Raw genomic sequence first — 24,370 nt, forward strand, 5'->3', positions numbered from 1 at the left:
CTCCCACTCCACACTCTAGTGGTCGTGGTATCGACTCGCTTTCCCTCTACCCTTCGGAAGGCGGCGAGAAAACCCGGTTTCAGAAGTTAACGCTGCACGTGGCGGATACGTTTCCGCAAGCTGTACGCCACAAGCGAACAGCGGCAGTGGGAGATCAACGGGCGAAGAATCGCTCGATCCTGCGTCCGAAACTCCGCGAGGCGCGTTCGGGGTCGGCCAGAGCACTTTCTGCGAGGACACTGTCCTCGTCCGACACCGTACCCGGTTCGAACGGCCGCAGCGAACGTCCCGGACCGCGCAGCCGCTCGATGGTGGAGATGAGCGAACCGCCGTCCTTCGTGGCCTCGGCGATCACCTCGGGGTCGACGTCGAGATGTTCCGCCACCAGGATGTTGCGCAGCTCGACGGCGGCGCGGCCGACCGCGTCGCCGGGCTCGGCGGACTCGATGGCCAGATCGCATTCGGTGTCGAAGCCCATCGAACGGTTGTTCAGGTTCGACGACCCGATCCGCAGCAGCGTCTCGTCCATGACGACGACCTTCGCGTGCACGTAGATCGGCTCGCCGCCGGCGGTGACGGGATAGTAGGCCGCGAATCGGCCGTGCACGTCGGCCTCCCACAGCATGTGCAGCAGGGCCCGGCGGGCACCGTCCATCGCCTTGCGTTCGAGCCAGCCCTCGGCGTTGCGCGGGATCACCACGACGATCTCGGGACCGTCCGGTTCCTGCAGTCGTTCGGCGAGCGCGTCCGCGATCCTGCGCGAGGCCAGGTACTGACTCTCGAGGTAGAGGGTGTGCCGCGCCTTCTCGATCACCGACAGGTACAGCGCCTCGATCTCGTGGACACCGTCCTTCCCGTCGTAGGCGGGCAGCGTGCGAGCGATACCGACGTCCACACCGTGGAGGGTCGGTTCGAGATCGTCGGGCCAGATCGGTTCCGGCTCCGGCACGGGATCGAGCTCCTCCCCCGTGGCCGCCTTCCACCGGGCGCGAGCCTGGTCGCCGAGGGTCCGCGCGGCATCACCGTCGACGGCGGTCGTCACGTCGTGCCACGGCCCGTAGCGTTTACCGCTCGGCTCCCGGCGGTATTTGCTCCGGTCCGGATGATCCGGGGTGTCCCAGCGATCGACGGTCATATCGATACCGCCGCAGAAAGCGATGCTGTCGTCGACGACGAGAATTTTCTGATGATGCGCCGCGCCCACAGGATGCGCCCCGTCGATTTCGAAGTGCAGGCGTGGGTCGGTGAGCCAATCGAGCACGAACACCGGCGTCATTCCGCGCGCGAGGGCACTGAACGCACCGATGTTCCACTTGAGCAGATAAATATCGAGATCGGGGCGTCGCTCGGGAAGCCATTCGAGGAATTCACCGAGTTTGTTCGGCCCCTCGAGAGTCGCGCCGTCGGGTTCGAACTTGATCCGGGTGTCGAAATCCCACCCGATCAACATGATGCGCTTTTCCGCGCGGAGCATCGCCGACTTGGCGTGACGGAAATAGTCGGCCGCGTCGACTATGCAGGTCAACCTCTCCGCTCGCGCGATTCGCCAGCAGGTGGAACCAGGTTCGAGCACGGTCTCGGCCATGAGCGGATGCTACTCCCCCACCGCATCGTGCCGGTTCGTCCGCACAACCGGATGGTGTGACGAGCACCACTGTGCCGCAACCGAACCCGCCCATCGACGACTGTGGGGCGCCGTCCACGGATGGACGACGCCCCACGGACGAGGATTTCGTCAGTGCGCCTTGTTGTACGCCTCGACGATCTCCGCAGAGATTCGGCCACGCGCCGAAACCGGCAGATCGTTGTTCCGCGCCCATTCACGGATAGCGGCCGTCTGCTCGCGACCCGCACTTCCGGATCCGCTCTTGCGCGCAGCCGGCGCAGTTCCGGCCGCGGTCTTGCTCCGCTTACGGCCGCCGACCTTGCGAGCGTGTTCGATCCAGAATTCCAACTGCTCGCGCAGCCGTGCCGCATTGTCCTCGGAAAGGTCGATCTCGTACGTCACTCCGTCGAGACCGAACTCCACCGATTCGTCCGCCGCCGATTCCTGATCCACATCGTCGATCAGGGTGACAGTGACTTTCTTCGCCATGTGGTGTAAATCCTCTCGCATGCGCTTCCCCCCGCGGGACGGGCACCACACTACCCGCCGATTAACGCATCGCAATATGGAGCGGCGAAATCCGATTAACGGGTGTTCGGTCGGACAATCGGGAACAGGATTGTTTCGCGGATTCCCAGACCGGTAAGTGCCATCAGCAGACGGTCGATTCCCATTCCGGTACCGGTGGTCGGCGGCATTCCCTGTTCCATCGCGGCGAGGAAATCCTCATCCAGGGCCATCGCCTCGTCGTCACCTTCCGAGGCCAGTCGCGCTTGGTCGACGAAACGCTCGCGCTGGATCACCGGATCGACGAGTTCCGAGTAACCCGTGGCGAGTTCGAAACCGCGGACGTACAGATCCCATTTCTCGGTGACCCCGCGCACGGTGCGGTGATCGCGTGTCAGCGGCGACGTCTCGACGGGAAAATCGCGCACGAAGGTCGGCTCGTGCAACTGGTCGCCGCACATGTGCTCCCAGAGTTCCTCGACGAGCTTGCCGTGGCCCCAGCCCTTGCCCTCGGGAATCTCCAGACCGACGCGATCCGCGAGAGCGGTCAATTCCTCGAGCGTGGTGTCGGGGGTCACGTCCGTGCCGATCGCCTCGGACAGCGAGGGATACATTTCGAGAGTTTTCCATTCACCCCCGAGGTCGTATTCCGTACCGTCGGCGAGCGTCACCACGTGGCTGCCGAAGACCGCGAACGCGACCTCCTGGATGATCTCGCGGATCATCCGGGCCGAATCGTCGTAGGTGCCGTACGCCTCGTACGTTTCGAGCATCGAGAATTCCGGCGAGTGCGTCGAGTCGGCACCCTCGTTACGGAAATTGCGGTTGATCTCGAAGACCTTCTCGATACCGCCGACCACGCAGCGCTTGAGGAACAGTTCCGGCGCGATACGCAGGTACAGGTCGATGTCGAGCGCGTTCGAGTGCGTCACGAACGGGCGGGCCGCCGCACCGCCGTGCAGGGTCTGCAGCATGGGCGTCTCGACCTCGAGGAAGCCGCGACGCTCGAGCGCGTTGCGCAGCTCGCGCACCACCGCGACACGCATGCGTGCGTTGCGACGTGCTTCGGGACGCACGATGAGGTCGACGTAGCGCTGACGCACCCGCGCCTCTTCGTTCATCTCCTTGTGCGCGACGGGCAGCGGACGCAGCGCCTTCGATGCCATGGTCCACGAGTCGGCCATGACGCTGAGCTCACCGCGACGGGAGCTGATGACCTCGCCGTGCACGAACACGATGTCGCCGAGGTCGACCTCGGACTTCCAGGCGGCGAGCGCCTCCTCGCCGACGCCGGCGAGGCTGAGCATGACCTGCAGCTGGGTGCCGTCGCCCTCCTGCAGCGTCGCGAAGCACAGCTTGCCGGTGTTACGCGAGAACATCACGCGGCCGGCGACGCCCACGACGGTGCCGGTGGCGGTGTCGGGTTCGAGGTCGGGATACTCGGCGCGGATCTCCGCAAGCGTATGGGTGCGCGGGATCTCGACGGGATAGGCGTCCGAACCCTGTGCCAGGAGCCGTTCGCGCTTCTCGCGGCGGACCCGCATCTGCTCGGGGGTGTCGTCGGGCTGCTGAACGGTGGCATCACTCACGGGTAACCAGACTATCGGACACCCGGGGTCGTCAATCCTGCAGATGCGCGCTTTCAGTGAGCGGTGACCCGCGCCACGTCCTGCGCGACGTGCTGGGCCTCGGCGACTGCGCCGACCAGGCGGGCCGCGCGGATGGCGTCGTAGCCTCCGGCGAGGTGGGTGACCCGGCGCAGACCCTGCGTGTGCAGTTCGGTGACCACACCGTGCGAGCTCGCGCCGTCGGACGAGACGAGGATCCATTCGACGTCGCGGTCGACGGCGAGGGCGAGACGGCCCGGGCCGCTCGGATCGAGCCGCTCGGCGACGAGATCGGCGGAGATGGCCAGCGCGCCGGGAAGTGTTCCCTGAGCGGCACGTTCGGCGTTCGAGCGGATGTCGACGACGACGGCGCCGCGGGCGACCGCTGCGGCCAGTTCGGTGGGATACGTGCGCTCGACGGCGAGCCGGTGGAAGGCGACCGGAGCAGTAGTGGCAACCGTGGAAGCGGCAACCGGAGCAGCGGTGGAAACAGAAGTGGTGGAAAGAAGCGCAGCGCGCATGAGAGAACTCCCAGGAAAGTGTTATCGGTCGAGGCGGCGGTCAGCCTCGACAACACTCCTGGGTGCTCATGCAACGGATCACGAGGAACATCTTTACACAGAATGACGCTCAGCGGAACCCGCAGTTCCGCGTGCCGCTCGTCTCGCCTGGTTCCGCTCGTACACCAGACGCAGCCCCTCGAGGGTCAGATCCGGCTCGTGGTGCTCGAGGGTGCGCGACTCCGGCATGATCAGCGGCGCACTGTCGCCGGTGCCGATCACGGCCACGTCGTCGCCGTCGAAACCGGGCACCTCGGCGCAGATCCGCCGCACGATGCCGTCGACCATCCCGGCGAACCCGAAGACGGCCCCGGACTGCATGCACTCGACGGTGTTCTTACCCAGAACACCTCGGGGACGGAGCAATTCGACCTTCCGCAGCGCCGCCGACCGCGACGCCAGCGCATCCATCGAGATCTCCACACCCGGAGCGATGGACCCGCCGAGGAACTCCCCCTTGCCCGACACGACGTCGACGCACGTGGACGTCCCGAAATCCACGACGATGCACGGGGATCCGTAGAAGTGGTAGGCCGCCAGACTGTTGACGATGCGGTCGGCGCCGACCTCCTTCGGGTTATCCACGAGCAGCGGCACTCCCGTGCGCACCCCCGGCTCCACCACGACGTGCGGCACCGACGACCAGTAGCGGTCGAGCATGACGCGCAGCTCGCGCAGCACCGACGGCACGGTCGACAGCGCCGCCACCCCCGTGACCTGCTCGGCGGATTCGCCGAGCAGACCGCGGAACAGCAGGGCGATCTCGTCGGCGGTCATCCTGGGGTCGGTACGGACGCGCCAGTCGCGCAGCAGCCGCGCGTGCGAGCCGCTGCCCGCGAACACCCCCAGGACGATATTGGTGTTGCGGACGTCGACGGTGAGGAGCACCTCTAGACCAGGGACGGCGAGTCGAGGGTCGACAGCATCCGCGGCGTGATCAGGCCCGAGCCCTCGGGAGCGTGGGCGGGATCGTTGCCGAGCTCGACCTGGCGGTTGTCGGCGTCGACGAACACCACGCGCGGGTTGTAGTCCTTGCACTCCTGCTCGTTCATCACGCCGTAGGCGATGAGGATGACGAGATCGCCGGGGCTGACGAGACGTGCTGCGGCACCGTTGATCCCGATGACGCCCGATCCACGCTCACCGGCGATGACGTACGTCTCGAGCCGGGCGCCGTTGTCGATGTCGACGATGCAGACCTGCTCGCCCTCGAGCAGATCCGCGGCGTCCATCAGATCCTGGTCGACGGTCACCGAACCGACATAGTGCAGATCCGCGTGGGTGACCGTGGCGCGGTGGATCTTCGACTTCATCATGGTGCGGAACATGCTCGTCCTCGGTTTCTTTCTCGTTTCCGAATTCGATCGGTGGGTCAGCGGTTCGTCAGGTCGTCTTCGGCGTCGGGATCCACCGGGCCGGTGGCTCGTTCGAGGAAACCGGTGCCGACGGCGACCCCGACGTTGTCGATGAGGCGTGTGGAGCCGAGCCGTGCGGCGACGAGCAGTCGGCCGTCGCCGCGTTCGGGTGCCGGCCCCAGATCGGCGCCGCGCACCTCGAGATAGTCCACCTCGATCTGTGGGCTCTGCGCGAGCACGTCGCGTGCCGTGGACAGGATCGCCTCGGATCCGCCTGCTGCGGCGTGTGCGCCGGCGACGAGCGCCGCAGACAGCGTGGTCGCGATCTCGCGCTGCTCGGGGTCGAGATAGCGGTTGCGGGAGGACAGTGCGAGCCCGTCCTGTTCGCGCACGGTGGGAACGCCGAGGATGCGGATGTCGAGATTCAGGTCGGCGACCATCTGACGGATCAGGGTGAGCTGCTGGTAGTCCTTCTCACCGAAGAACGCCGTGTTGGGACCGACGATGTTGAACAGCTTCGCGACGACCGTCAGCATGCCCGCGAAATGCCCGGGGCGCGAAGCACCTTCGAGCTCCGACCCGAGCGGACCCGGGTGGATCGTTGTGCGCGGGCCCTGCGGGTACATCGCCGAGACCGTCGGCACGAAGGCGAGTTCGACGCCCGCTTCGCGGAGCAGTTCGAGGTCGGCGTCGAGAGTGCGTGGGTAGGCGTCGAGGTCCTCGTTCTTCCCGAACTGCAGCGGGTTGACGAAGATCGACACGACCACGACGGCACCGGTGAGCTTGGCCTGGCGCACGAGTTCGAGGTGACCGGTGTGCAGCGCACCCATCGTCGGCACGAGTGCGACGGTGCGGCCGACGCCGCGCAGAGCCCGGGTGACCTTGGTCAGGCCTGCGGGATCGTGGCGAACGGTCAGTTCACCTCGCACGTATCCGCGCTGTCCTGCTTCACTCACCGTATTCAGCTCCTTCGAGAATTGCCATCAGTTCCGGCTTCGACCCGGTCCGTTGTGCCGATCGCAGCGACAGCGCGCGGTACCCGGCGGCGATCTGCGGGTCGACGGCCTCGAGCGCACGCAGGTGCGCGGCCACGGCGTCGGCATCGCCGCGCGCGACCGGCCCGGTGAGGGCCGAGGGCCCGCGCCGCAGCGCGTTGTCGACCGCCGCGGAGAGCAATGGCTGCAACACCCGCTCGGCGACTCCACCGGGGGCGGCGTCGACGAGTTGCTGGCCGAGCAGTTCCTCCCCCTGCAGGGCGCTGCGCAGCGCCTCGACGGCGTCGGCGACCAGCGTGACCAAGTGGTTGCTGCCGTGCGCGAGCGCGGCGTGGTAGGTCGTGCGCATGGCCTCGGGGACGCGGACCGGCTCGCCGCCGATCTCGAGGACGAGGGACTGCGCGATGGCGTAGCCGATCTCGTCGGCGGCCGTGATGCCGAAGCACGCGGAGGAGAGCCGGTCGATGTCCTCGTCATGGCCGGTGAAGGTCATCGCGGGATGGATCGCGAGCGGCACGGCGCCCTGCTCGGTCAGCGGCTCGAGGATCGCGGTGCCGTGGGCACCGGAGACGTGGACGACGATCGTGCCGGCAGCGACCGAACCGGTGGCTGCAAGGCCCTTGACCAGGGACGACAGTTCGGTGTCGGGAACGGCGAGAAGAAGGAGATTGCAGCGGCCGGCAACCTCGTCGACCGGCAGGATCTGCGAATCCGGCAGGCGGGTGGCGGCACGGTGCCGCGAGACGTCGGAGACGGCCGAGCAGGCCACGACGACATGACCGACGCGTTCGAAAGCTGCGCCGAGTGCAGTGCCGACCCGTCCGGCGGACACGATTCCTACCGACAGGCGCGCAGGCGCGGGTGCGTTGGTGATCCCGAAGGAATTCACGGGAGTCCTCTCGTTCGTTCCAGTCCCGCTCAGCGGGTACCGGACGTTCCGCTCGACAATAGCGCGCGCTTTCCGGGGCTCGCCACGGTCGAGCCGAGTGATCTGCGCCTCATCGACCGAGGTGGGGCAGGCGCGACCTGCCGCGCGACCGTCCCGTGATCAGCGCTCGGCCGACAACGACGCCAGGATCTCCGCGACCGTCCGGCCCTCACCGTTGGCGCGACGGCGCCGGGAGCGACGTCCGGACGATTCGTCGTCGTCCTCGTCGTCCTCCTCGGTCGTTTCCGCAGCTCCATCGGCCTTCGCGGCGGTGTCCTTCCCCTCCGCGGGGTCGTCGCCCTTCGACTTCGCTCCGGCCTCGTCTGCGCCCGTCTGCGGGTCGGGATCGGATCCGGACTCGTGCTTGCCGGGTTTCTGCGGCTCCGGCTTCCCGTCCGCCGTCTTCTCGGCGCCGGCGGCCTTCGTGGCCCCGGTCTTCGGGTCCGGAGTCTTCGGCTTCTCGGTCTCCGGCTTCTCGGTTTTCGGCTCCTCGACTTCCGCGTCCTCGATCTCGGCGTCCTCGACGTCCGGTCCTGCGGTCGCCTTTCCAGCCGTTACCTTCCCGGTCGCAGCTTTCTCGGACGTGCCCTTCCCGGTCGCGGTCTTTCCGGTCGCCGTCTTTCCGGTAGCCGTCTTCCCGGTAGCCGTCTTCCCGGTAGCCGTCTTCCCGGACGCAGCCTCGACCTTCGCCTGCTTCTCGGTTTGCGGTTCTGCGCCGTCACCCTTCGTGGGTGTCTTCTCCGACGCCTTCGCCGCGCGCATGGCCGCCTCGACCGATTCGGTCTCCGCGGTGACCGGCTCGTCGTCGGGAGACGCGAAGGCCGGCCCCGACGGACGCGGAGCGGACACTCGCGCCGCCTCGCTCAGTTCACGCAGCTTCTCCGCCTGGCCTTCGAGGGCGACGACGTCGTCGGGCAACCGGCCGTCGAACAACATCTCGAGCGTGCGGCGCAGGGTGGCCAGCTCGGTGCGCAGGGCCGCCATCTCACCGGCGTCGAGCTTCAGATCGGAACGGACCTTCTCCTCGACGGTCAGCTCGTACTCGCGCCGCGCCGCGATCTCCCGTTGCAACTGCAGTTCGTAGACCGTCTTCAGGTCGTCGGCCTTCGCCCGGTCGAGCGCCGATTCCCGGCGGTACTTGTTCATCGCGATGGCTCCGACGGTCGCGGCCCACAGGGCGACGACCACCGCGACACGCAGCAACTGCACGCTCTCACTGAAGATCAACAACAGCGAGGCGATCATCGCCAAAGCGAGCAGACCGGCCACGATCATCGAGCCGGTACTGCGCCACGGACGGCGATTCCTGTCTGGTCGCGCCGAGGTTGCCATGACCATCAGGGTACTTGGGTGGGTCCGCCGATCGGTGCCGGACGACACGCCCTGCCCCACCGCGAAATCCGAGGTCAGAGCGCCGGTTCGTTCGGTTCGTCGGGGTCTTCCGGTGTCCGGCAACAGTATTCGAGCCACAGCGCGGCCGCCGCCAGCGCGATGCCGGCGAGGGCTCCGACGAGCACACCCGAGGTGTCGTCGGTGGCGGCCTGCACGACTCCGCGCTGCGGCACGAGATACAGCAGGAAGCCGGCCCACACTCCGGCGCTCGCGGCACCCACCAGTGCGGACGCCTTGGCGAGCGCGACCGCCCGGGCCGCGGTGATGGGATGGAGCCTGCCTGGGCCCTCACCGATCTCGTGCTTGCCGACCCGCGACCGGATCATGAACGCCAGGATCACCTCGATGATCGCGACGGGATACAGCGAGGCTCCCGCGTAGACGGGGATGGGCGGCAGCGAGCCGTACATCGTGCGGACGAGCAGCCACGCGACGATCGCTGCCAGCACGGCCAGCGCCAGCAGATCTCGGATCCGGGTCTGTTTCAGCACTCGCTGCGTCCCTAGGTCGTCGGCCCGGTCAGCGTCAGGTCGGTGCGATGCACACCCTCGCGTTCGGCGGCGTCGAGTTCGCCGAGCCACTCGCCGATGCCCAGCCGCCGGCCGTCGGCGGAGAGGACCGCTTCGGGTTCGACGTCGAGCCACGGGACGAGCACGAACGCCCGCTGGTGTGCGCGCGGATGCGGCAGGATCAACTCCGGATCGTCGCTGCGCACCTCACCCTCGCCGTTGTCGCAGGTCACGACGTCGACGTCGAGGCTGCGCGGACCCCAGCGCCGGATCCGGACGCGTTCGGCGGCCTCCTCGAGCTCCTGACCGAACCGCAGCCAGTCGCGCGGACCGAAGGCGGCGTCCTCCGCGACGACGACGGCGTTGAGGAAGTCCTCCTGCTCGACGCCGCCCCACGGTGCCGTCGAGTACACCGCCGAGACGGCGACGGCCCGCTCACCCAATGCGTCGACGACCGACCGCAGATGCGCGAGCCGGTCGCCGATGTTCGATCCGATGGACAGCACGGCACGGCTCATGAGGCGCTCCCGGTCGCGTCGCTGCGGGAGCGGTCGATCACCACGGCGACGTCGCCGAAGGTCAGCGGGATCGGTGCCGACGGCTTGTGGAGCGTGACCTCCACCCGGGAGACACGCGGGTCGGTGAGCACCTCGTCGGCGATCTCCCCGGCGACCGTCTCGATGAGATCGCGACCCGGACCGGCGATGATCGCCGCAGCACGCTCGGCGAGTTCGCCGTAGTGCAGCGTGTCGGTCAGCTCGTCGGACGCCGCGGCCGGCGCGAGATCGAGCCACACGACGATGTCGACGACGAAGTCCTGGCCGTCCCGCTTCTCGTGCTCGAAGACGCCGTGGTTGCCGCGGACCGTCAGTCCCCGGAGTTCGATGCGGTCGCTCACGCGTGCACTCCTTCCGCGCTGCCGCGCTGCCAGGCACGCACCACCGCGAGCGCGTCGCGGGATGCCTGCACATCGTGGACGCGTACGCCCCACGCGCCGTGGGTGGCGGCGAGCGCCGAGACGACCGCCGTGGCGACCTCGCGGCCCGCGGGCGGCCGGACCGTGCCGTCCGGCGCCGCGAGCAACGCACCGAGGAAACGCTTCCGGGACGCCCCGATGAGCACCGGGAAACCCAGTTCGGTGAGCTCGGGCAGACGCTGCAGCAACTGCCAGTTGTGGTCGGGTTCCTTCACGAATCCCAGACCGGGATCGAGCACGATCTTCTCGGAGTCCACGCCTGCGGCCACCGCGATGTCGACCTGCGTGAGCAGCTCGTCGCGGACCTCGCGGACGACGTCGTCGTAGTGCGTCGAACCGCCCGCGTGGACGAACTCGCCGAGGGGACGCCAGTGCATGAGGATCCACGGCACCCCGGCCTCGGCGACCACCGCGGCCATGTCGGCGTCGGCCCGCCCACCCGAGACGTCGTTGATCATCGTCACTCCGGCCTCCACGGCCGCTTCGGCGACCGAGGCGCGCATCGTGTCGACACTCGTGGGGATGCCCGCCTCCGACAGGGCCGCGATGACCGGCGCCACGCGGGACGCCTCGACCTCCGGGTCGACGCGCACGGCCCCGGGCCGGGTGGACTCGCCACCCACGTCGACGATGTCGACGCCGAGCTCGCGCAGCTCGAAGCCGCGGGCTATCGCGGTCTCGCGGTCCAGATAGCGACCGCCGTCGGAGAAGGAATCACTCGTGACGTTCAGTACGCCCATCACGACGGGCCACTGTTCGGCAGGAAAGACGGTCACCGGCGCAGGATCAGGTCCAGGGCCTCGGCACGCGACGCCGAACTGGTCTGGAACAACCCGCGCACGGCGGAGGTGGTGGTGCTGGCGCCGGGCTTGCGGATGCCACGCATCGCCATGCACAGGTGCTCGGCCTCGACCACGACGATCACGCCGCGCGGCTGCAGCTTGCGCATCATGGCATCGGCGATCTGGCTGGTGAGGCGCTCCTGGACCTGCGGACGCTTGGCGTAGAGGTCGACGACACGCGCCAGCTTCGACAGACCCGTCACGCGGCCCGTCGGGCCCGGGATGTATCCGACGTGGGCGACCCCGTGGAACGACACGAGGTGGTGCTCGCACGTCGAGTACATCGGGATGTCGCGCACGAGGACGAGTTCCTGATGGCCTTCGTCGAAGGTCGTGTCGAGGACCTCGTCCGGGTCCGTGAACAGTCCCCCGAACACCTCACGGTAGGCACGGGCCACCCGGGCGGGGGTGTCGCGCAGGCCCTCGCGGTCCGGATCCTCACCCACTGCGATCAGCAGTTCGCGCACGGCCGCTTCGGCTCGGGCCTGATCGAACGTGCGTCCCGCGTCCACGCTCAACTCGTGGGTCGTCACATCCTCCGGGTCGGAACCCGTATCCGACTTCAGGTGGTTCACCGACACCCGCTCGCCCTCCACTCTTCGCTCACTCGTCTCCATCGGAACCGACGGTCCCGATGTGCGCCCGGTACCGACTCACCGACACGGATCAGTGCCGGCCGGCCGGGCCTTCCCACCGCTGTGTGGGAGGGGGCTCGGGAGCGCCGTAACCATCGCGCGGTTGCGAGTCTCCCACGTGGTTGTCACCGCGGTGCGCATCTCCCGCACCGTTGTCGCCGGAGTCCGACGGACGGTCGGCGTCCTGCGACTCCTGCGGACGCCCGAAACTCTGCGTTTCCTGAGGCTGTCCGTAGCCGGGCTGTCCGTAGCCCTGGGGGTTCTGGCCCTGCGGATACCCGTAACCCTGCGGTTGTCCCGAGCCCTGCTGCCCGTGACCCTGCTGTTCCTGCGGGGTCTGCTCGCGCGGCGGCCAGCCGGGAGCCGACCATCCGGCGGGAGCGCCGTAGTCGGGCCGCGTCGCGTGCCGCGGACCACCGGGGTACGGAGCCGCCGGCTGGAAGCCCGGAAGCGGCTCGGAGGCCGGGACCGGCTGCGACTGCGGCTGGGGCTGTGCCTGTGTGTGGGGCTGTGCCTGCGTCTGGGGCTGGGGGTAGCCGTTCGCCGGCTGGTACTGCGGCTGTGCGCCGGGCTGATAACCGGCGGGAGCGGGCACCTCACCCTGACCCGGATACTGCGGGTGCTGATGTGCCGGCTTCGTCAGCGACGGCGGTTCCGGCGGCCACGGCTCGCCGCGCTCGGCCGCGAGCTCGGCGGGCGTCTTGATCGGCGGCTTGTCGGACGGGACCCGGTCACCGAAATCGTTGAAGGTCGTGATCCGCGGACGCTTCTTCACGTCGGCCAGGATCCTGTCGAGGTCCTTGCGGGTCAGCGTCTCGTGCTCGAGCAGCTCGCCTGCCAGCACGTCGAGGGCGTCGCGGTACTCGTTGAGGATCGCCCACGCCTCGGTGTGCGCGGCCTCGATGAGGTTGCGGACCTCTTCGTCGATCTCGCGTGCCACCTCGTGCGAGTAGTCGGACTGCACGCCCATCGACCGGCCGAGGAAGGGATCGCCCTGCTCCTGGCCGTAGCGGACGGCGCCGAGCCTCGCGCTCATGCCGTACTCGGTGACCATCGCGCGCGCGATCTTCGTGGCCTGGTCGATGTCGGACGAGGCGCCGGTGGTGGGCTCGCGGAAGACGAGCTCCTCTGCGGCACGACCACCCATCGCCATGACGAGGCGCGCGATCATCTCCGAACGCGTCATCAGGCCCTTGTCGTCCTCGGGCACCGTCATCGCGTGACCACCGGTGCGGCCGCGGGCGAGGATGGTGACCTTGTACACCGGCTCGATGTCGGGCATCGCCCACGCGGCGAGGGTGTGACCACCCTCGTGGTAGGCCGTGATCTTCTTCTCGTGCTCGCTGATGATGCGGCTCTTGCGGCGGGGACCGCCGATGACGCGGTCGACCGATTCCTCGAGGATCGTCTCGGTGATCACCGTGCCGTTCTCACGGGCGGTGAGCAGGGCGGCCTCGTTGACGACGTTCGCGAGGTCGGCGCCGGACATGCCCACCGTGCGCTTGGCGAGCGCACCGAGATCCGCGTTGGGATCGATCGGCTTGCCCTTCGAGTGCACGGCGAGGATCGCCCGGCGACCGGCGAGGTCGGGGTTCGTGACCGGGATCTGACGGTCGAAACGGCCGGGACGCAGCAGCGCCGGGTCGAGGATGTCGGGACGGTTCGTCGCGGCCATCACGATGATGCCGGAGCGGTCGCCGAAGCCGTCCATCTCGACGAGCAGCTGGTTGAGGGTCTGCTCGCGCTCGTCGTGACCACCGCCGAGGCCGGCGCCGCGCTGGCGGCCGACCGCGTCGATCTCGTCGACGAAGATGATGCAGGGGGCGTTCTGCTTGGCCTGCTCGAACAGGTCGCGCACGCGGGAGGCGCCGACACCGACGAACATCTCGACGAAGTCCGAACCGGAGATCGTGAAGAACGGGACGCCCGCCTCGCCGGCGACGGCACGTGCGAGGAGGGTCTTACCGGTGCCGGGCGGGCCGTAGAGCAGCACGCCCTTGGGGATCTTCGCGCCGAGCGCCTGGTAGCGCGCCGGGTTCTGCAGGAAGTCCTTGATCTCGTAGAGCTCCTCGACGGCCTCGTTGGCGCCGGCGACATCGGCGAAGGTCGTCTTGGGCATGTCCTTCGACAGCTGCTTGGCCTTCGACTTGCCGAAGCCCATCATGCCGCCGCGACCACCGCCCTGCATGCGGCTCATCACGAAGAAGAACACGCCGAGCAGGATGATCATCGGCAGGACGAACAGGAGGATCGACGTCAGCCAGCTCTCCTGGGTGACGCTCGTGTCGTACTTCTGCGCGCCCGACGCGGCGACGAGGTCGAAGATCTGCTCGGAGGCCGACGCGGGGTACTTCGCGATGATCTCGGTGCTGCCCTCGGTCGCGTCGTTGCCGTTCTCGAGCCACAACCGGACCTGCTGCTCGCGGTCGTCGATGCGGGCTTCGCTGACGTTCTGCGATTCGAGTTGGGACACCGCGACGGACGTGTCCACCTGGGTGAAACCGCGCGTGTCGTCGCCGAAGTAACTGAAGGCGTAGATCACCAGCAGAATGCCGGCGACGATCGCCAGATTACGGAACACTGTCTTGCGGTTCATACAGGTTCGGCCCGAGCGGCCGGTCCTTTCGATCGAGTTCGTCGGGGTCTCGCAGTCGCGGCGCTTCGCGCCCGGGGTGGCCGCATGCCGCGACGGTCACTGACCAGGCAACGCAAGGTTACCGCGTAGCAACGAGCGGTCGCCCCGGCACCGGCCGGAGCCGACACCGGGAAGACGTCGTAATCGACAACGATCGGGACGGAACCGGAGTTCCCCGGGCCGGGGGACCTCACGACCCGGCTCGCCCGGAGGTCAGCTGCTGTAGACCTTAGGATCCAGCGTGCCGATGTAGGGCAGGTCGCGGTAGCGCTCGTCGTAGTCGAGTCCGTAGCCGACGACGAACTCGTCCGGGATGTCGAATCCGACGTCCTTGACCTCGACGTCGATCTTCACGGCCTCCGGCTTGCGCAGCAGCGTGACGACCTCGAGCGACGCGGGGTTGCGCGTCGAGAGGTTCTTGAGCAGCCACGACAGCGTCAGACCCGAGTCGATGATGTCCTCGACGATGAGGACGTGGCGGCCGGCGATGTCCTTGTCGAGGTCCTTGAGGATGCGCACGACACCCGAGGACGACGTCGACGACCCGTACGAGCTGACGGCCATGAACTCCATCTGCGTCGGGATCGGCAGAGCGCGCGCGAAGTCGGTCATGAAGAAGATGGCGCCCTTGAGCACCCCGATGAGCAGCAGATCGCCTTCCGGCGCACCCACCGGGTAACGCTCGGCGATCGACTGCGCCAGCTCTGCGGTCCGCTCCTTGATCTGCTCTTCGGAGATCAGCACCGACGCTATGTCGTTCTCGTACACCGGGGTCCTTCCCTACCTTCTGCTGCCGGTCGCCCGGACCTTCGCCCGGTCGACGTACTCCACGGCAAGCGTGCCACGCCGACGCGACACCACCAACCTCGTCCCCGTCCGCGGGCCCCGCCCGACCGCGACCGGCCCCTGTCCGCGCCACGCCACTACCAGGTCGTCGACCGCCCGCAGCATCGTCTCGTTCGGCGTGACGGTGTGATCGATCAGCCACGATCGGAGGGCTCTGCGTCGCACCGCGGCGGGAGCCGCCGCGAGCGTGTCGGTGTCGAGCAGGTCGTCCTCGCGCCGCGCTGTCGCGAGCAGGTCGCCGGCCCAGACATCGAGGGCGTGGCCGTCGTCCTGCAGTTGCCCGGCCGTGCGTGCGAGGGCTTCGGCGACGCCCCCACCGAGCACGTCCTCGAGCAGCGGCAGTACCTCGCGGCGCAGACGCACGCGCGTGAACCGGTCGTCGGTGTTGTGCGGATCCTCGTACGGGCGGTAGCCGAGTTCGTCGCACGCCCGGCGGGTCGTGTCGCGGCGCACGCCGAGCAGCGGACGGCCCCACGGCGGGTCGAAGGGTGCCATCCCCCGGATCGAACGCAGACCCGAGCCGCGGCCGAGACCGAGCAGCACCGTCTCGGCCTGGTCGTCGAGGGTGTGCCCGAGCAGCACGGGCCGTCCGTCGCGGTTCTCGTCGAGAGCCCGGTAGCGGGCCGCGCGCGCGGCGGCCTCGAGGCCTCCCCCACCGGTGACGTCCACACCGACCACCGTGACGGTCGCGCAGCCGCGGGCCCGGGCGAACTCCGCGGCCCGCGCGGCGACGACCTCGGAACCGGACTGGAGGCGATGATCGACGACGACGGCGTGCACCGCCTCGGTCTCCGCGACGGCGGCGGCGGTCAGGGCGGCGGAATCGGCCCCGCCCGACAACGCGACGGTCACCGCGTCGGCCGGGTGCGCGCCCAGCCAGGCCCGCACGGCGAGGCGCACCTCGTGGATCGCCGGGGCCTCGGGCAGCAGCGGACGATCGGTCGACGGTGAAGCCACGATCAGCTCAGCACCCGCGCGATCCACGCGTCGGGATGGTCGATCTCCGTCAGGGTGGGCAGGGCGTCCGGACCGGACCACACCGCGTTGAAGTCGTCCATGCCGACCTTCGCGACGACGGCGTCGACGAACTTCTTGCCGTGCACGTACTGGGCCATCTTGGCGTCCATGCCGAGGACGAGCCGGATGAGGCGATGCACCGGGCTGCTGTTGCGGTGCCGCCGGTTGTCGAACGCCCGCCGGATCCGCGCGACCGACGGGACCACGGCGGGGCCGACACCGTCCATCACGTGATCGGCGTGCCCTTCGAGGAGTGTTCCGAGGGCGAGGATCCGGTCGAACGACTCGCGCTGCGATTGTGCCTGCAGCGCCCGTACGACTCCGAGCATGCCGCGCTCCGACATCGGCTTGTCGCCGGGAGTGCGCAGGTCCTTCACCGCCGACACCACGCGGGTCGCGACGTCGCCCATCGGTTCCTCGACCGCGGTGGCGAGGTCGGCGGCGGCCTCGCGCATCAGCTCGGCCATCCACGGTGCCTGCGCGAACTGCACGCGGTGGGTCACCTCGTGCAGGCACACCCACAGCCGGAAGTCGGCGGGCGGCACCTTCAGCGCGCGTTCGACCGCGACGACGTTGGGCGCGACGAGCAGCAGCGAACGGGAGAACGGGTCGTACTGGCCGAGCACCGCGGACGACAGGTAGGCGAGCATGGCGCCGGCCTGCGCACCCGCCGGTTTACCCACCCAGCGGCGGGAGGAGCCGGCCGGATCCTCGCCCGAGGTCGCGGTGAGGTCGGCCATCGACGCCGCGGCCGCACACACCCAGCCCGGCCGGTCGACGACCTGCGCGGGCGGCGGCTCGGTTCCGTCGTCGAGACGCGTGTGCTCGCGCACCGGTCCCTCGGCGCGCGCGGCGGCCGAGAACAACTCGTCCTGCACCGCGTCGCGGGTGTACCGCGACATCGCGGGCTCGGAGCGGGTGAGGCGCACGCCGACCCCGGCCGCGAACGACCAGTCGATCGCGTCGCCGAGTGCCCGCTCCTTGCCGGTCATCGGCAACCGCACTCGCGGAGTACCGACGCCACGGCGTCGAGGGCGGGCCGGGCCTCGCTCGGGGACCTGCCGTTGGAGAGCAACGCGAACGACAGCACGCGGCCGTCGGAGTCGACGACGTATCCGGTGAGTCCGTTGACCTCGGTCAGCGTGCCGGTCTTCGCCCGCACCCATCCGGCGCCGGCACGGGTCGTGGTGCCGTAGCGATCGGCGAGCGTGCCGGTCGCTCCGGCGACGGGAAGATAGTCGAGCATGGGCCGCAGCTCCGTCCTGTTCGGTCCGGCCGCCTCCGAGATCACGCGATCGAGCGTGCGAGCGGGGATCCGGTTCTCGACCGAGAGCCCGCTGACGTCGCGCAACGTCACTCCGGTGACGTCCAGACCCGCTTGCTGCAGGGTACCGGTCACAGCCTTCGTCGTGCCCTCGAACGAGTGCTCGTTGCCGGTCGCGACCGCGACCTCCCGCCCGACGGTCTCCGCGAGGACGTTGTCGGATCGGCGCAGCATCTGGCCGAGGCGGACGGTGAGCGGCGCCGACTGCACCGATGCCATGGGCGCCGCGCCCGGCGAGGCCGACCCGGGCGCGACCCGCGCCGGGTCGGCACCGAGCGCCGTCGCCAGTGCACGACCGGCGTCCAGAGCGGGCGTCGCGCTGCGGGGCGATTCGTCCTCGAGCGGCCGCAACCGGCCGCCGTCGAGCATCACGGGTTCGATGGGCGCGACGTAGCCGTCGCCGACGTCCTGCGGGAACCAGCCCGGGGCGAGCGGATCTCCGCTGTACAGGCTCGTGTCGACGAGGACGGTCTCGACCGTCGCGCCGCTGCGCCGGATCTGTTCGGCAAGGTCGGCGATGCGAGGGCCGCCCGGGTAGAAGCTCTCCTGTCCGGGCGGCATCGCCGAGAGGGTGGGGTCGCCGCCGGCGATGAGGACGATCTCCCCCGGCTTCGAACCCTCGACCACGCGCGTGGTGATCCGATGGTCGGAGGGCAGCACGAGCATGGCGGCCGCGGCGGTGAGGATCTTCGTCGTGGAGGCCGGGATCAGCGCGCGATCGGCGTCCTTCGACCACAGCACAGTGCCGGTCGTGGGGTCGGTGATCGACCCGGCGAAGTCACCGAGGCCGGGATTGTTCACAACCGGATCGAGTGCCGCCGCCAGCGAGGTCGGATCGGGCGTCGGAGCGTCGGGCGAGACCGCGGCGACCGCGGGGGTCGCGATCACCGGTGCCGGTGCGGGGAGCACGACCGCGCCGGCGGACGCCCGCACGTCGTAGATCGCGAAGGCCCCGCCGACGACGAGAGCGAGGAAACCCGCTCCCCAGATCCCGAAGAGGATCTTCATGTTCCGTCGTCGCCTGGTTGCCAGTGAACCCTGCTTCTTGTTGCCGCCCTGCCCCGTCAACACGCCTCCGCTGCATCCTGCACACACTGGTCGACCAGCTACCCGCACTTCCCGCTGCCGGCCGCATACTGCTGTGACGCACTCGGGGCCCCGGTACCTGCACCTCCAGCCTAGCGCCGCGACCGTTATCCTCTCTGCGGACCATCACCGCAGATACGGATGTCGTATCCGCCGGAAAAACACCGACGAAGTGAGGCAAGGCGTGGAGTTCGAGGTCACCATCGAGATCCCCAAGGGACAGCGGAACAAGTACGAGGTCGATCACGAGACCGGACGCGTCAAGCTCGATCGTTACCTGTACACCTCGTTCGGCTACCCGGCCGATTACGGCTACATCGAGAACACCCTCGGTGAGGACGGCGATCCGCTCGACTGCATGGTCCTGCTGCCCGAGTCGGTCTTCCCCGGCGTGATCGTCGAGGCCCGCCCCGTCGGCATGTTCAAGATGGTCGACGAGGCCGGTGGCGACGACAAGATCCTGGCCGTCCCGGCCGGCGACCCGCGGTGGGATCACGTCCAGGACATCAGCGACGTCTCGCAGTTCGAACTCGACGCCATCAAGCACTTCTTCGTGCACTACAAGGACCTCGAGCCGGGCAAGCACGTCGAGGCCGCCGACTGGGTCGGTCGCGCCGAGGCCGAGGCCGAGGTGACCGCGTCGGTCGAGCGCCTGAAGAACAACGGCGGGCACTGACACAGAGCCTGCAAATACGGATCCCCCGGACGATGCGATCGTCCGGGGGATCCGTCGTATGCGGGCTTACTCGCCCTTGAACTGCGGCGGGCGCTTCTCGAAGACGGCGGTGATCGCCTCGGTGAGGTCCTCCGACGGCAGGAACGCCGCGTTCCACGCCGCGACGTAGCGGAGGCTGTCGTCGACCTGCGGCGAGCGCGTGTGGTCGAGGACGTTCTTGATGCCCTGGACGACGAGCGGCGGGTTGGCGGCGATCTCCGCGGCGGTCGCGTGGGCCGCGGCCAGCACCGCGTCGGCGTCGGCGTGGACGTCGTTGACGAGACCGATCTTCTCGGCGCGGGCGGCGTCGATGTCCTTGCCCGTGAGCGCGAGCTCGCGGACGTGACCGTCGCCGATGATGAGCGGGAGCCGGGCGAGGGTGCCGACATCGGCGACCATTCCGACCTTGACCTCGCGGACGCTGAACTTCGCATCGGCGCTCGCGTAGCGGATGTCGGCGGCGGAGATGAGGTCGACCGCTCCGCCGATGCACCAGCCCTGGACCGCGGCGACGACCGGCTTGCGGCAGTCGGCGACGGCCGTGATGGCCGCCTGCATGCTCTTGATCAGCGTGTGGAAGTCCGTGCGCGGCTTCGCGAGCGCCTTGCCGGAGACGACGGCGCCGAGGCTGCCGCCCATGGCGACGAGGTCGAGGCCGTAGGAGAAGTTCCGGCCGGAACCGGCGAGGACGACGGCGCGGACCTCGGGGTCGGCGTCGAGCTCACCGAAGAGGACGGGCAGTTCCGCCCAGAAGTCGGGACCCATGGCGTTGCCCTTGCCGGGGCCGATGAGCGTGACCTGTGCGACGTGATCCTTGCGTTCGACGGTGAACGCTTTCCAGGGCGAGTGATCGGACATTACTGAAGAGTAACTTGTGGATCTTCGTTTCGCACCGACCGCACCCCACGACACGACGACGATGCGTCCTCGGAACCGCGCCCATAGCGCGGCGATTTTCCTACTCTTGATCCATGACCAGGTCGCTGCATCCGAATGCCCACCGCGTCTCGGACACGCTCATCGCCCGCGGCCATCACGGTCTGATCGTCCAGCAGCCGGAGACCGTGCACACCGCCGAGCAGGCCGCCGCCGCGGTGGGTGTGGAGGTGGGCGCGATCGTGAAGTCGCTCGTCTTCCTGCTCGACGACGACCCGATCCTGCTGCTGGTGTCCGGCGCGCACCGCGTGTCGGTCGAACGGACCGGCGAGCGGCTCGGCGGCGAGCTCGTGCCGGCCTCCCCCGATCTGGTCACGGAGGTCACCGGCCAGCCGCTCGGTGGCGTCGCACCACTCGGTCATCCCACGAACCTGCCCACCTACATCGACCGTGCGCTGCAGCACTACCCGGATCTGTGGGCGTCGGGCGGATGCCCGAACACACTGTTCCGGACCGTCTATTCGGAGCTCATGCGCATCACCGCGGCGATCGACGTCGACGTCGACTGAGACCGCCCACCTACCGGTACCGCCGGCATCTCCACCCGGGTACACTCTCCGTCGTGACAGTCCGAGCGTGGAGCCGCAGGCATGTCGACCTGTGCCGTACCCGCTCGTGCCTCTGTGCGTTCTGAGATCCGCACCATCCCTTCCTCTTTCCCGGCGCCGCACTACTGCGGGTAGTCGCCTGTCCGGCGCCGTTCACCTTCCGACCAGCGGAGCCCTTCCATGACCACGTCCTCCATCGAGAACCCGCCCGGCAGCTCGGTCGATGCACCCGAACTCGTTCTCATCGTGCAGATCTCGGACACGAACGCCGGGTCGGCGGGCGACCTCGCCGCCCTCGCCGACGCCCTGCGGGAGACCGCGCTCGATCTGCTCCCGGGTGCGCGCACCCACACCCTCCTCAGCCCCGGCCCGACCCCTCTGGTGATCGATCTGCCGGCCCGCGGGCTGGTGCTCGACAATCAGCGGGTCGAGTTGAGTCACAGCGAATTCGAGATTCTTGCGCACCTGGTTCGCCGGCCCCGCGTCGTGGTGTCCCGCGCGGCACTGAGGCCGCTCGGCGCCGGCTATTCCGAGAACGACGACTTCGACACCGACCGGGGCAACCGCAGTGTCGACGTCCATGTCTCCCGGATCCGTTCCAAGCTGGGACGTTTCGGCAACATCATCACCACTGTCCGCGGGTCGGGCTACCGGTTCGATCCCGATCCGCGCATGCACGTCGTCGAAGCACTCGACCGCCGCACGGCGTGAACGCATGCGAAGGAGGGGCAGGAGTCGAAACTCCTGCCCCTCCTTCGTGATACGGATATATGTCAGGAAGCGCGCACGGATGCCTGGGCACCTTCACCGAACCGGCGCAGGACCTCGACGACGGTCGGTGAGACCTCGATGAGGCCGCGCGACTCCAGCCACGGCAGCGTTCCGTCGACGAGATCCTCGACGGTGAACGGCGCGGCGAGCGGGATCAGCGTGACGCCGTCGGCGACCTGCACGGCGTGGATGTCGGCGATCAGCCCGGCGAGACCGTGGGGCGTTCCGACGTAGGACAGCGTGGCGGCCTCCCCGCGAGTGGATTCCGGACGGGTACGCCGAGTGCGCGCGGTGCGGGCATCGGACGCGAGGATGACCTCGACGTCGACGAGCACCGTGACCGAATCGGGATCGCGGCCCTCCTCGGCGGCCTCCGCACGGATGCGGTCGCGCAGTTTCCCGGCCTCACGCAGGTCGGCGGCACGCACCCGCACGACGTTGGATACATCGGCGCTGAGGTCGAGCGGCGGGTCGCCGGCACGTCCCAGGGTCAGGTCGGCCCAGTAGTCGGGCCCGGAGTGACCGGTGAGTTCGACGGCGACACGCAACGGCCGGATCGCGGCGGACTCGACGACGGCCGGGTCTGCGGTGGCCGGATCTGCGGATACAGGGGTGACGGTGGATGCGACGGACATGGGATGCCTCTCGGTACGGGCCGCGGAGCGGCACGGAGGGATCGGCCTGTGAGCCGGAAGACTGTGAGGGAGAAGACCTTCAGTCCGGACAGATTCCCGATGCCGTACGGCAGAGGTCGACATGGCGACGGCACCAGCGTGCCGCGGCGATCGTCCTCGTCCGTTCCATGCGAATTACCCTACTGATCCTATGGGGAATTGTCGACCGCTAGACGCACGGAGATGCGTCGCCGTCGGTCGCTCCGAGACCGGGGCGCGTCTCCGGCGAGGGGTTCCACACACCGTCGGTCTTCGCGTGCACCCACGTCGGTCCGTTCTCGACCAGCGACCGGAGCGCTCCGAGGAGCCGCTCGACGTCGTCGGACGAGCTGCCGAGTCCGAGCGACGCCCGGACGGCTCCGCCGGCGCGACCGACCCGTGCGAGCAGCGGGTGGGCGCAGAAACGTCCGTCACGGACGCCGATGCCGTGCTCGGCGGACAGATAGGAGGCGACGTGGCCGGGCTCGTAGCCGTCGACCGTGAAGGTGACGATCCCCACGCTGTCGGCCGAATCGTTCCACAGCCGAAGCACTTCCACACCGTCGATGGTCTGCAGACCGTCGACGAGCTGGGCGCACAGGGCCTCCTCGTGACGGGTCACCGCGTCGGAGTCGAAACCGGCGAGCGCATCGCACGCGGCGGCAAGAGCAGCGACACCGAGCACGTTGGGGGTGCCGGCCTCGTGACGCGCAGGGGCGCAGGCCCATTCGGTGTGATCGAGGCGCACCTCGCGCACCGCGCCGCCACCGGCGAGATACGGCTCGGCGGCGTCGAGCCAGTCGCGGCGGCCGACGAGCGCTCCCGCACCGAACGGCGCGTACAGCTTGTGGCCGGAGAAGGCGAGGTAGTCCACGCCGAGCTCGGCGAGATCGACACGGCGGTGGGGCACGAGCTGCGCACCGTCGACGAGGATCCGGGCACCGGAAGCGTGTGCGAGCTCGGCGAGTTCGGCGATCGGCAGGACCTCACCGGTGACGTTGGAAGCACCGGTGACGGCGAGCAGGGCCGCGGGGGCGCGCTGGAGTTCGACCGCGAGGCGCCACACCGTCTCCGACACAGTGTCTGCGGCCTCGACGATGCGAGAGTTCTTCCAGGGCAGCAGATTCGCGTGGTGCTCGATGTCGAGCACCACGACATCGCCGGGCACCGCGCTCGCGAGCAGGTTCAGCGAATCGGTGGTGTTGCGCGTGAAGACGACGACCTGGTCGTCGGCCGCGCCGACGAAGCGCGACACGGAGGTGCGGGCGTCCTCGTAGGCGGTGGTGCTGATCCGCGAGGCGTAGCCGGCGCCGCGGTGCACGCTCGCGTAGAAGGGCAGCAGCTCGGTGATGCGGTCGGTGACGGCGGACAACGCCGGTGCGCTCGCCGCGTAGTCGAAGTTCGCGTAGGTGCAGGTACCACCCTGGACGAGCGGAACCTGCACGTCACAGCCGGAAACGGTGGCGAACGGAGCGACGCAGGTGGCGGTGGCTACAGCAGTCATGACAAATCCCTCGTGTACTCGGGGACCCGCCGGTGACGCCTACGACGGAGAATTCTCGTCGCCGACGGAGTCCGCGCTTGCCGTGTCCGGTAGTGGATTCACGGCCCGGTCGTCACCCGGAGCACCCCACCGCGGTTGGAGGGTTGCCGACCAGCTAGCCGGGGCTTGACGCTGGTACTCATGACCTGGCGAAGAGAATGGCAGGACGACCGTGCCGTGTCAACCCCGCACCGCCCCGTGTCGCCCGGCTCCGCACGAGGACGACACGCGTTCTGCGCGCCGAACGTTCACCTGTCGTCCACCCGGACGTGAGATAACCGGAAGATCCATCGAGCAGAAGGACCCGCGGAGTTGCCAGCCATATCCTCGACCCCCGTCGGCCGGTCCCCCATCCCGGACGAGTTCCTCCGCGCGTCGCACGCC

25 protein-coding genes and 1 riboswitch are annotated in these 24,370 nt (G+C 68.8%); of the genes, 3 read left to right on the plus strand and 22 right to left on the minus strand.

Annotated features, from left to right (window positions below; genetic code table 11):
• Window positions 1-154: 154 nt before the first annotated feature.
• The 19 genes from B9C99_RS19815 to dacB all read right to left on the minus strand — a co-directional run bounded on the left by B9C99_RS19815 (window position 155) and on the right by dacB (window position 18,742).
• Window positions 155-1,585: a phospholipase D-like domain-containing protein gene (locus tag B9C99_RS19815; RefSeq protein WP_088899056.1), complete on the minus strand. Its 1,431-nt coding sequence runs from the start codon at window positions 1,583-1,585 to the stop codon at window positions 155-157.
• A 150-nt stretch (window positions 1,586-1,735) separates the two neighbouring features.
• Complete coding sequence (locus B9C99_RS19820) at window positions 1,736-2,095, minus strand: Lsr2 family protein (RefSeq protein ID WP_006550504.1); 360 nt, start codon at window positions 2,093-2,095, stop codon at window positions 1,736-1,738.
• 95 nt (window positions 2,096-2,190) lie between these two features.
• Window positions 2,191-3,702 carry a lysine--tRNA ligase gene (gene lysS, locus B9C99_RS19825; protein ID WP_088899057.1) on the minus strand — a complete coding sequence of 504 codons (1,512 nt, stop codon included), beginning with the start codon at window positions 3,700-3,702 and terminating at the stop codon, window positions 2,191-2,193.
• 53 nt (window positions 3,703-3,755) lie between these two features.
• On the minus strand, window positions 3,756-4,241 hold the full coding sequence (locus tag B9C99_RS19830) for a rhodanese-like domain-containing protein (RefSeq protein ID WP_088899058.1): 486 nt from the start codon (window positions 4,239-4,241) through the stop codon (window positions 3,756-3,758).
• Window positions 4,242-4,334: 93 nt separating this feature from the next.
• Complete coding sequence (locus tag B9C99_RS19835; RefSeq protein ID WP_088899059.1) at window positions 4,335-5,168, minus strand: type III pantothenate kinase; 834 nt, start codon at window positions 5,166-5,168, stop codon at window positions 4,335-4,337.
• Window positions 5,169-5,170: 2 nt separating this feature from the next.
• A complete protein-coding gene (panD, locus tag B9C99_RS19840; protein ID WP_060653532.1) occupies window positions 5,171-5,608 on the minus strand; it encodes an aspartate 1-decarboxylase in 438 nt (145 codons plus the stop codon).
• A 44-nt stretch (window positions 5,609-5,652) separates the two neighbouring features.
• A complete protein-coding gene (gene panC / locus B9C99_RS19845) occupies window positions 5,653-6,591 on the minus strand; it encodes a pantoate--beta-alanine ligase (protein ID WP_088899060.1) in 939 nt (312 codons plus the stop codon).
• On the minus strand, window positions 6,584-7,519 hold the full coding sequence (locus B9C99_RS19850) for a DUF2520 domain-containing protein (RefSeq protein ID WP_088899061.1): 936 nt from the start codon (window positions 7,517-7,519) through the stop codon (window positions 6,584-6,586). The genes panC and B9C99_RS19850 overlap by 8 nt, the downstream gene beginning before the upstream one ends.
• A 159-nt stretch (window positions 7,520-7,678) precedes the next feature.
• A complete protein-coding gene (locus B9C99_RS19855) occupies window positions 7,679-8,890 on the minus strand; it encodes a DUF6779 domain-containing protein (RefSeq protein WP_216359312.1) in 1,212 nt (403 codons plus the stop codon).
• A 74-nt stretch (window positions 8,891-8,964) separates the two neighbouring features.
• Entirely contained in the window at window positions 8,965-9,441 is a 477-nt protein-coding gene (locus tag B9C99_RS19860) for a DUF3180 domain-containing protein (RefSeq protein ID WP_016692988.1), read from the minus strand.
• 11 nt (window positions 9,442-9,452) lie between these two features.
• Window positions 9,453-9,977, minus strand: a complete 525-nt coding sequence (gene folK, locus B9C99_RS19865; RefSeq protein WP_088899063.1) for a 2-amino-4-hydroxy-6-hydroxymethyldihydropteridine diphosphokinase — start codon at window positions 9,975-9,977, stop codon at window positions 9,453-9,455.
• Window positions 9,974-10,357 carry a dihydroneopterin aldolase gene (gene folB / locus B9C99_RS19870; RefSeq protein ID WP_016692986.1) on the minus strand — a complete coding sequence of 128 codons (384 nt, stop codon included), beginning with the start codon at window positions 10,355-10,357 and terminating at the stop codon, window positions 9,974-9,976. The genes folK and folB overlap by 4 nt, the downstream gene beginning before the upstream one ends.
• A complete protein-coding gene (gene folP, locus B9C99_RS19875) occupies window positions 10,354-11,175 on the minus strand; it encodes a dihydropteroate synthase (protein WP_172415020.1) in 822 nt (273 codons plus the stop codon). The genes folB and folP overlap by 4 nt, the downstream gene beginning before the upstream one ends.
• 32 nt (window positions 11,176-11,207) lie before the next feature.
• The gene (gene folE / locus B9C99_RS19880; RefSeq protein WP_016692984.1) at window positions 11,208-11,873 is read right to left on the minus strand and encodes a GTP cyclohydrolase I FolE; all 666 of its coding nucleotides are present in this window, start codon (window positions 11,871-11,873) and stop codon (window positions 11,208-11,210) included.
• A gap of 70 nt (window positions 11,874-11,943) precedes the next feature.
• Window positions 11,944-14,508, minus strand: a complete 2,565-nt coding sequence (gene ftsH / locus B9C99_RS19885) for an ATP-dependent zinc metalloprotease FtsH (protein ID WP_088899064.1) — start codon at window positions 14,506-14,508, stop codon at window positions 11,944-11,946.
• 252 nt (window positions 14,509-14,760) lie between these two features.
• Window positions 14,761-15,315, minus strand: coding sequence for a hypoxanthine phosphoribosyltransferase (gene hpt, locus B9C99_RS19890; RefSeq protein WP_016692982.1), 555 nt, complete (start codon window positions 15,313-15,315; stop codon window positions 14,761-14,763).
• A 12-nt stretch (window positions 15,316-15,327) separates the two neighbouring features.
• The gene (gene tilS / locus B9C99_RS19895) at window positions 15,328-16,377 is read right to left on the minus strand and encodes a tRNA lysidine(34) synthetase TilS (RefSeq protein WP_088899065.1); all 1,050 of its coding nucleotides are present in this window, start codon (window positions 16,375-16,377) and stop codon (window positions 15,328-15,330) included.
• Entirely contained in the window at window positions 16,353-17,402 is a 1,050-nt protein-coding gene (locus B9C99_RS19900) for a zinc-dependent metalloprotease (protein WP_172415018.1), read from the minus strand. The genes tilS and B9C99_RS19900 overlap by 25 nt, the downstream gene beginning before the upstream one ends.
• Window positions 17,399-18,742 (minus strand): D-alanyl-D-alanine carboxypeptidase/D-alanyl-D-alanine-endopeptidase, encoded by a 1,344-nt coding sequence (gene dacB / locus B9C99_RS19905; protein WP_016692979.1) that lies wholly within the window; start codon window positions 18,740-18,742, stop codon window positions 17,399-17,401. Before dacB ends, B9C99_RS19900 begins: the two co-directional genes overlap by 4 nt.
• 262 nt (window positions 18,743-19,004) lie before the next feature.
• On the opposite strand from dacB, the gene B9C99_RS19910 reads away from it, so the two are divergent.
• Entirely contained in the window at window positions 19,005-19,496 is a 492-nt protein-coding gene (locus B9C99_RS19910) for an inorganic diphosphatase (RefSeq protein ID WP_006550524.1), read from the plus strand.
• Window positions 19,497-19,562: 66 nt separating this feature from the next.
• Here B9C99_RS19910 and B9C99_RS19915 read toward each other — a convergent pair whose 3' ends face one another.
• Window positions 19,563-20,393, minus strand: a complete 831-nt coding sequence (locus B9C99_RS19915; RefSeq protein WP_088899067.1) for a crotonase/enoyl-CoA hydratase family protein — start codon at window positions 20,391-20,393, stop codon at window positions 19,563-19,565.
• 113 nt (window positions 20,394-20,506) lie between these two features.
• On the opposite strand from B9C99_RS19915, the gene B9C99_RS19920 reads away from it, so the two are divergent.
• Both B9C99_RS19920 and B9C99_RS19925 read left to right on the plus strand, forming a co-directional pair.
• Window positions 20,507-20,980 carry a YbaK/EbsC family protein gene (locus B9C99_RS19920; protein WP_088899068.1) on the plus strand — a complete coding sequence of 158 codons (474 nt, stop codon included), beginning with the start codon at window positions 20,507-20,509 and terminating at the stop codon, window positions 20,978-20,980.
• Window positions 20,981-21,199: 219 nt separating this feature from the next.
• The gene (locus B9C99_RS19925) at window positions 21,200-21,730 is read left to right on the plus strand and encodes a winged helix-turn-helix domain-containing protein (RefSeq protein ID WP_088899069.1); all 531 of its coding nucleotides are present in this window, start codon (window positions 21,200-21,202) and stop codon (window positions 21,728-21,730) included.
• Window positions 21,731-21,792: 62 nt separating this feature from the next.
• Here B9C99_RS19925 and B9C99_RS19930 read toward each other — a convergent pair whose 3' ends face one another.
• Both B9C99_RS19930 and B9C99_RS19935 read right to left on the minus strand, forming a co-directional pair.
• Window positions 21,793-22,425, minus strand: coding sequence for an LLM class flavin-dependent oxidoreductase (locus tag B9C99_RS19930; RefSeq protein ID WP_088899070.1), 633 nt, complete (start codon window positions 22,423-22,425; stop codon window positions 21,793-21,795).
• Window positions 22,426-22,633: 208 nt separating this feature from the next.
• Window positions 22,634-23,947, minus strand: a complete 1,314-nt coding sequence (locus B9C99_RS19935) for an aminotransferase class V-fold PLP-dependent enzyme (RefSeq protein WP_088899071.1) — start codon at window positions 23,945-23,947, stop codon at window positions 22,634-22,636.
• Window positions 23,948-24,015: 68 nt separating this feature from the next.
• Window positions 24,016-24,133: riboswitch (SAM riboswitch) on the minus strand.
• Window positions 24,134-24,370: the final 237 nt, after the last annotated feature.

This window comes from Rhodococcus sp. BUPNP1 (assembly GCF_002215235.1).
In the GTDB taxonomy this organism is placed as follows: Bacteria; Actinomycetota; Actinomycetes; order Mycobacteriales; family Mycobacteriaceae; genus Rhodococcus.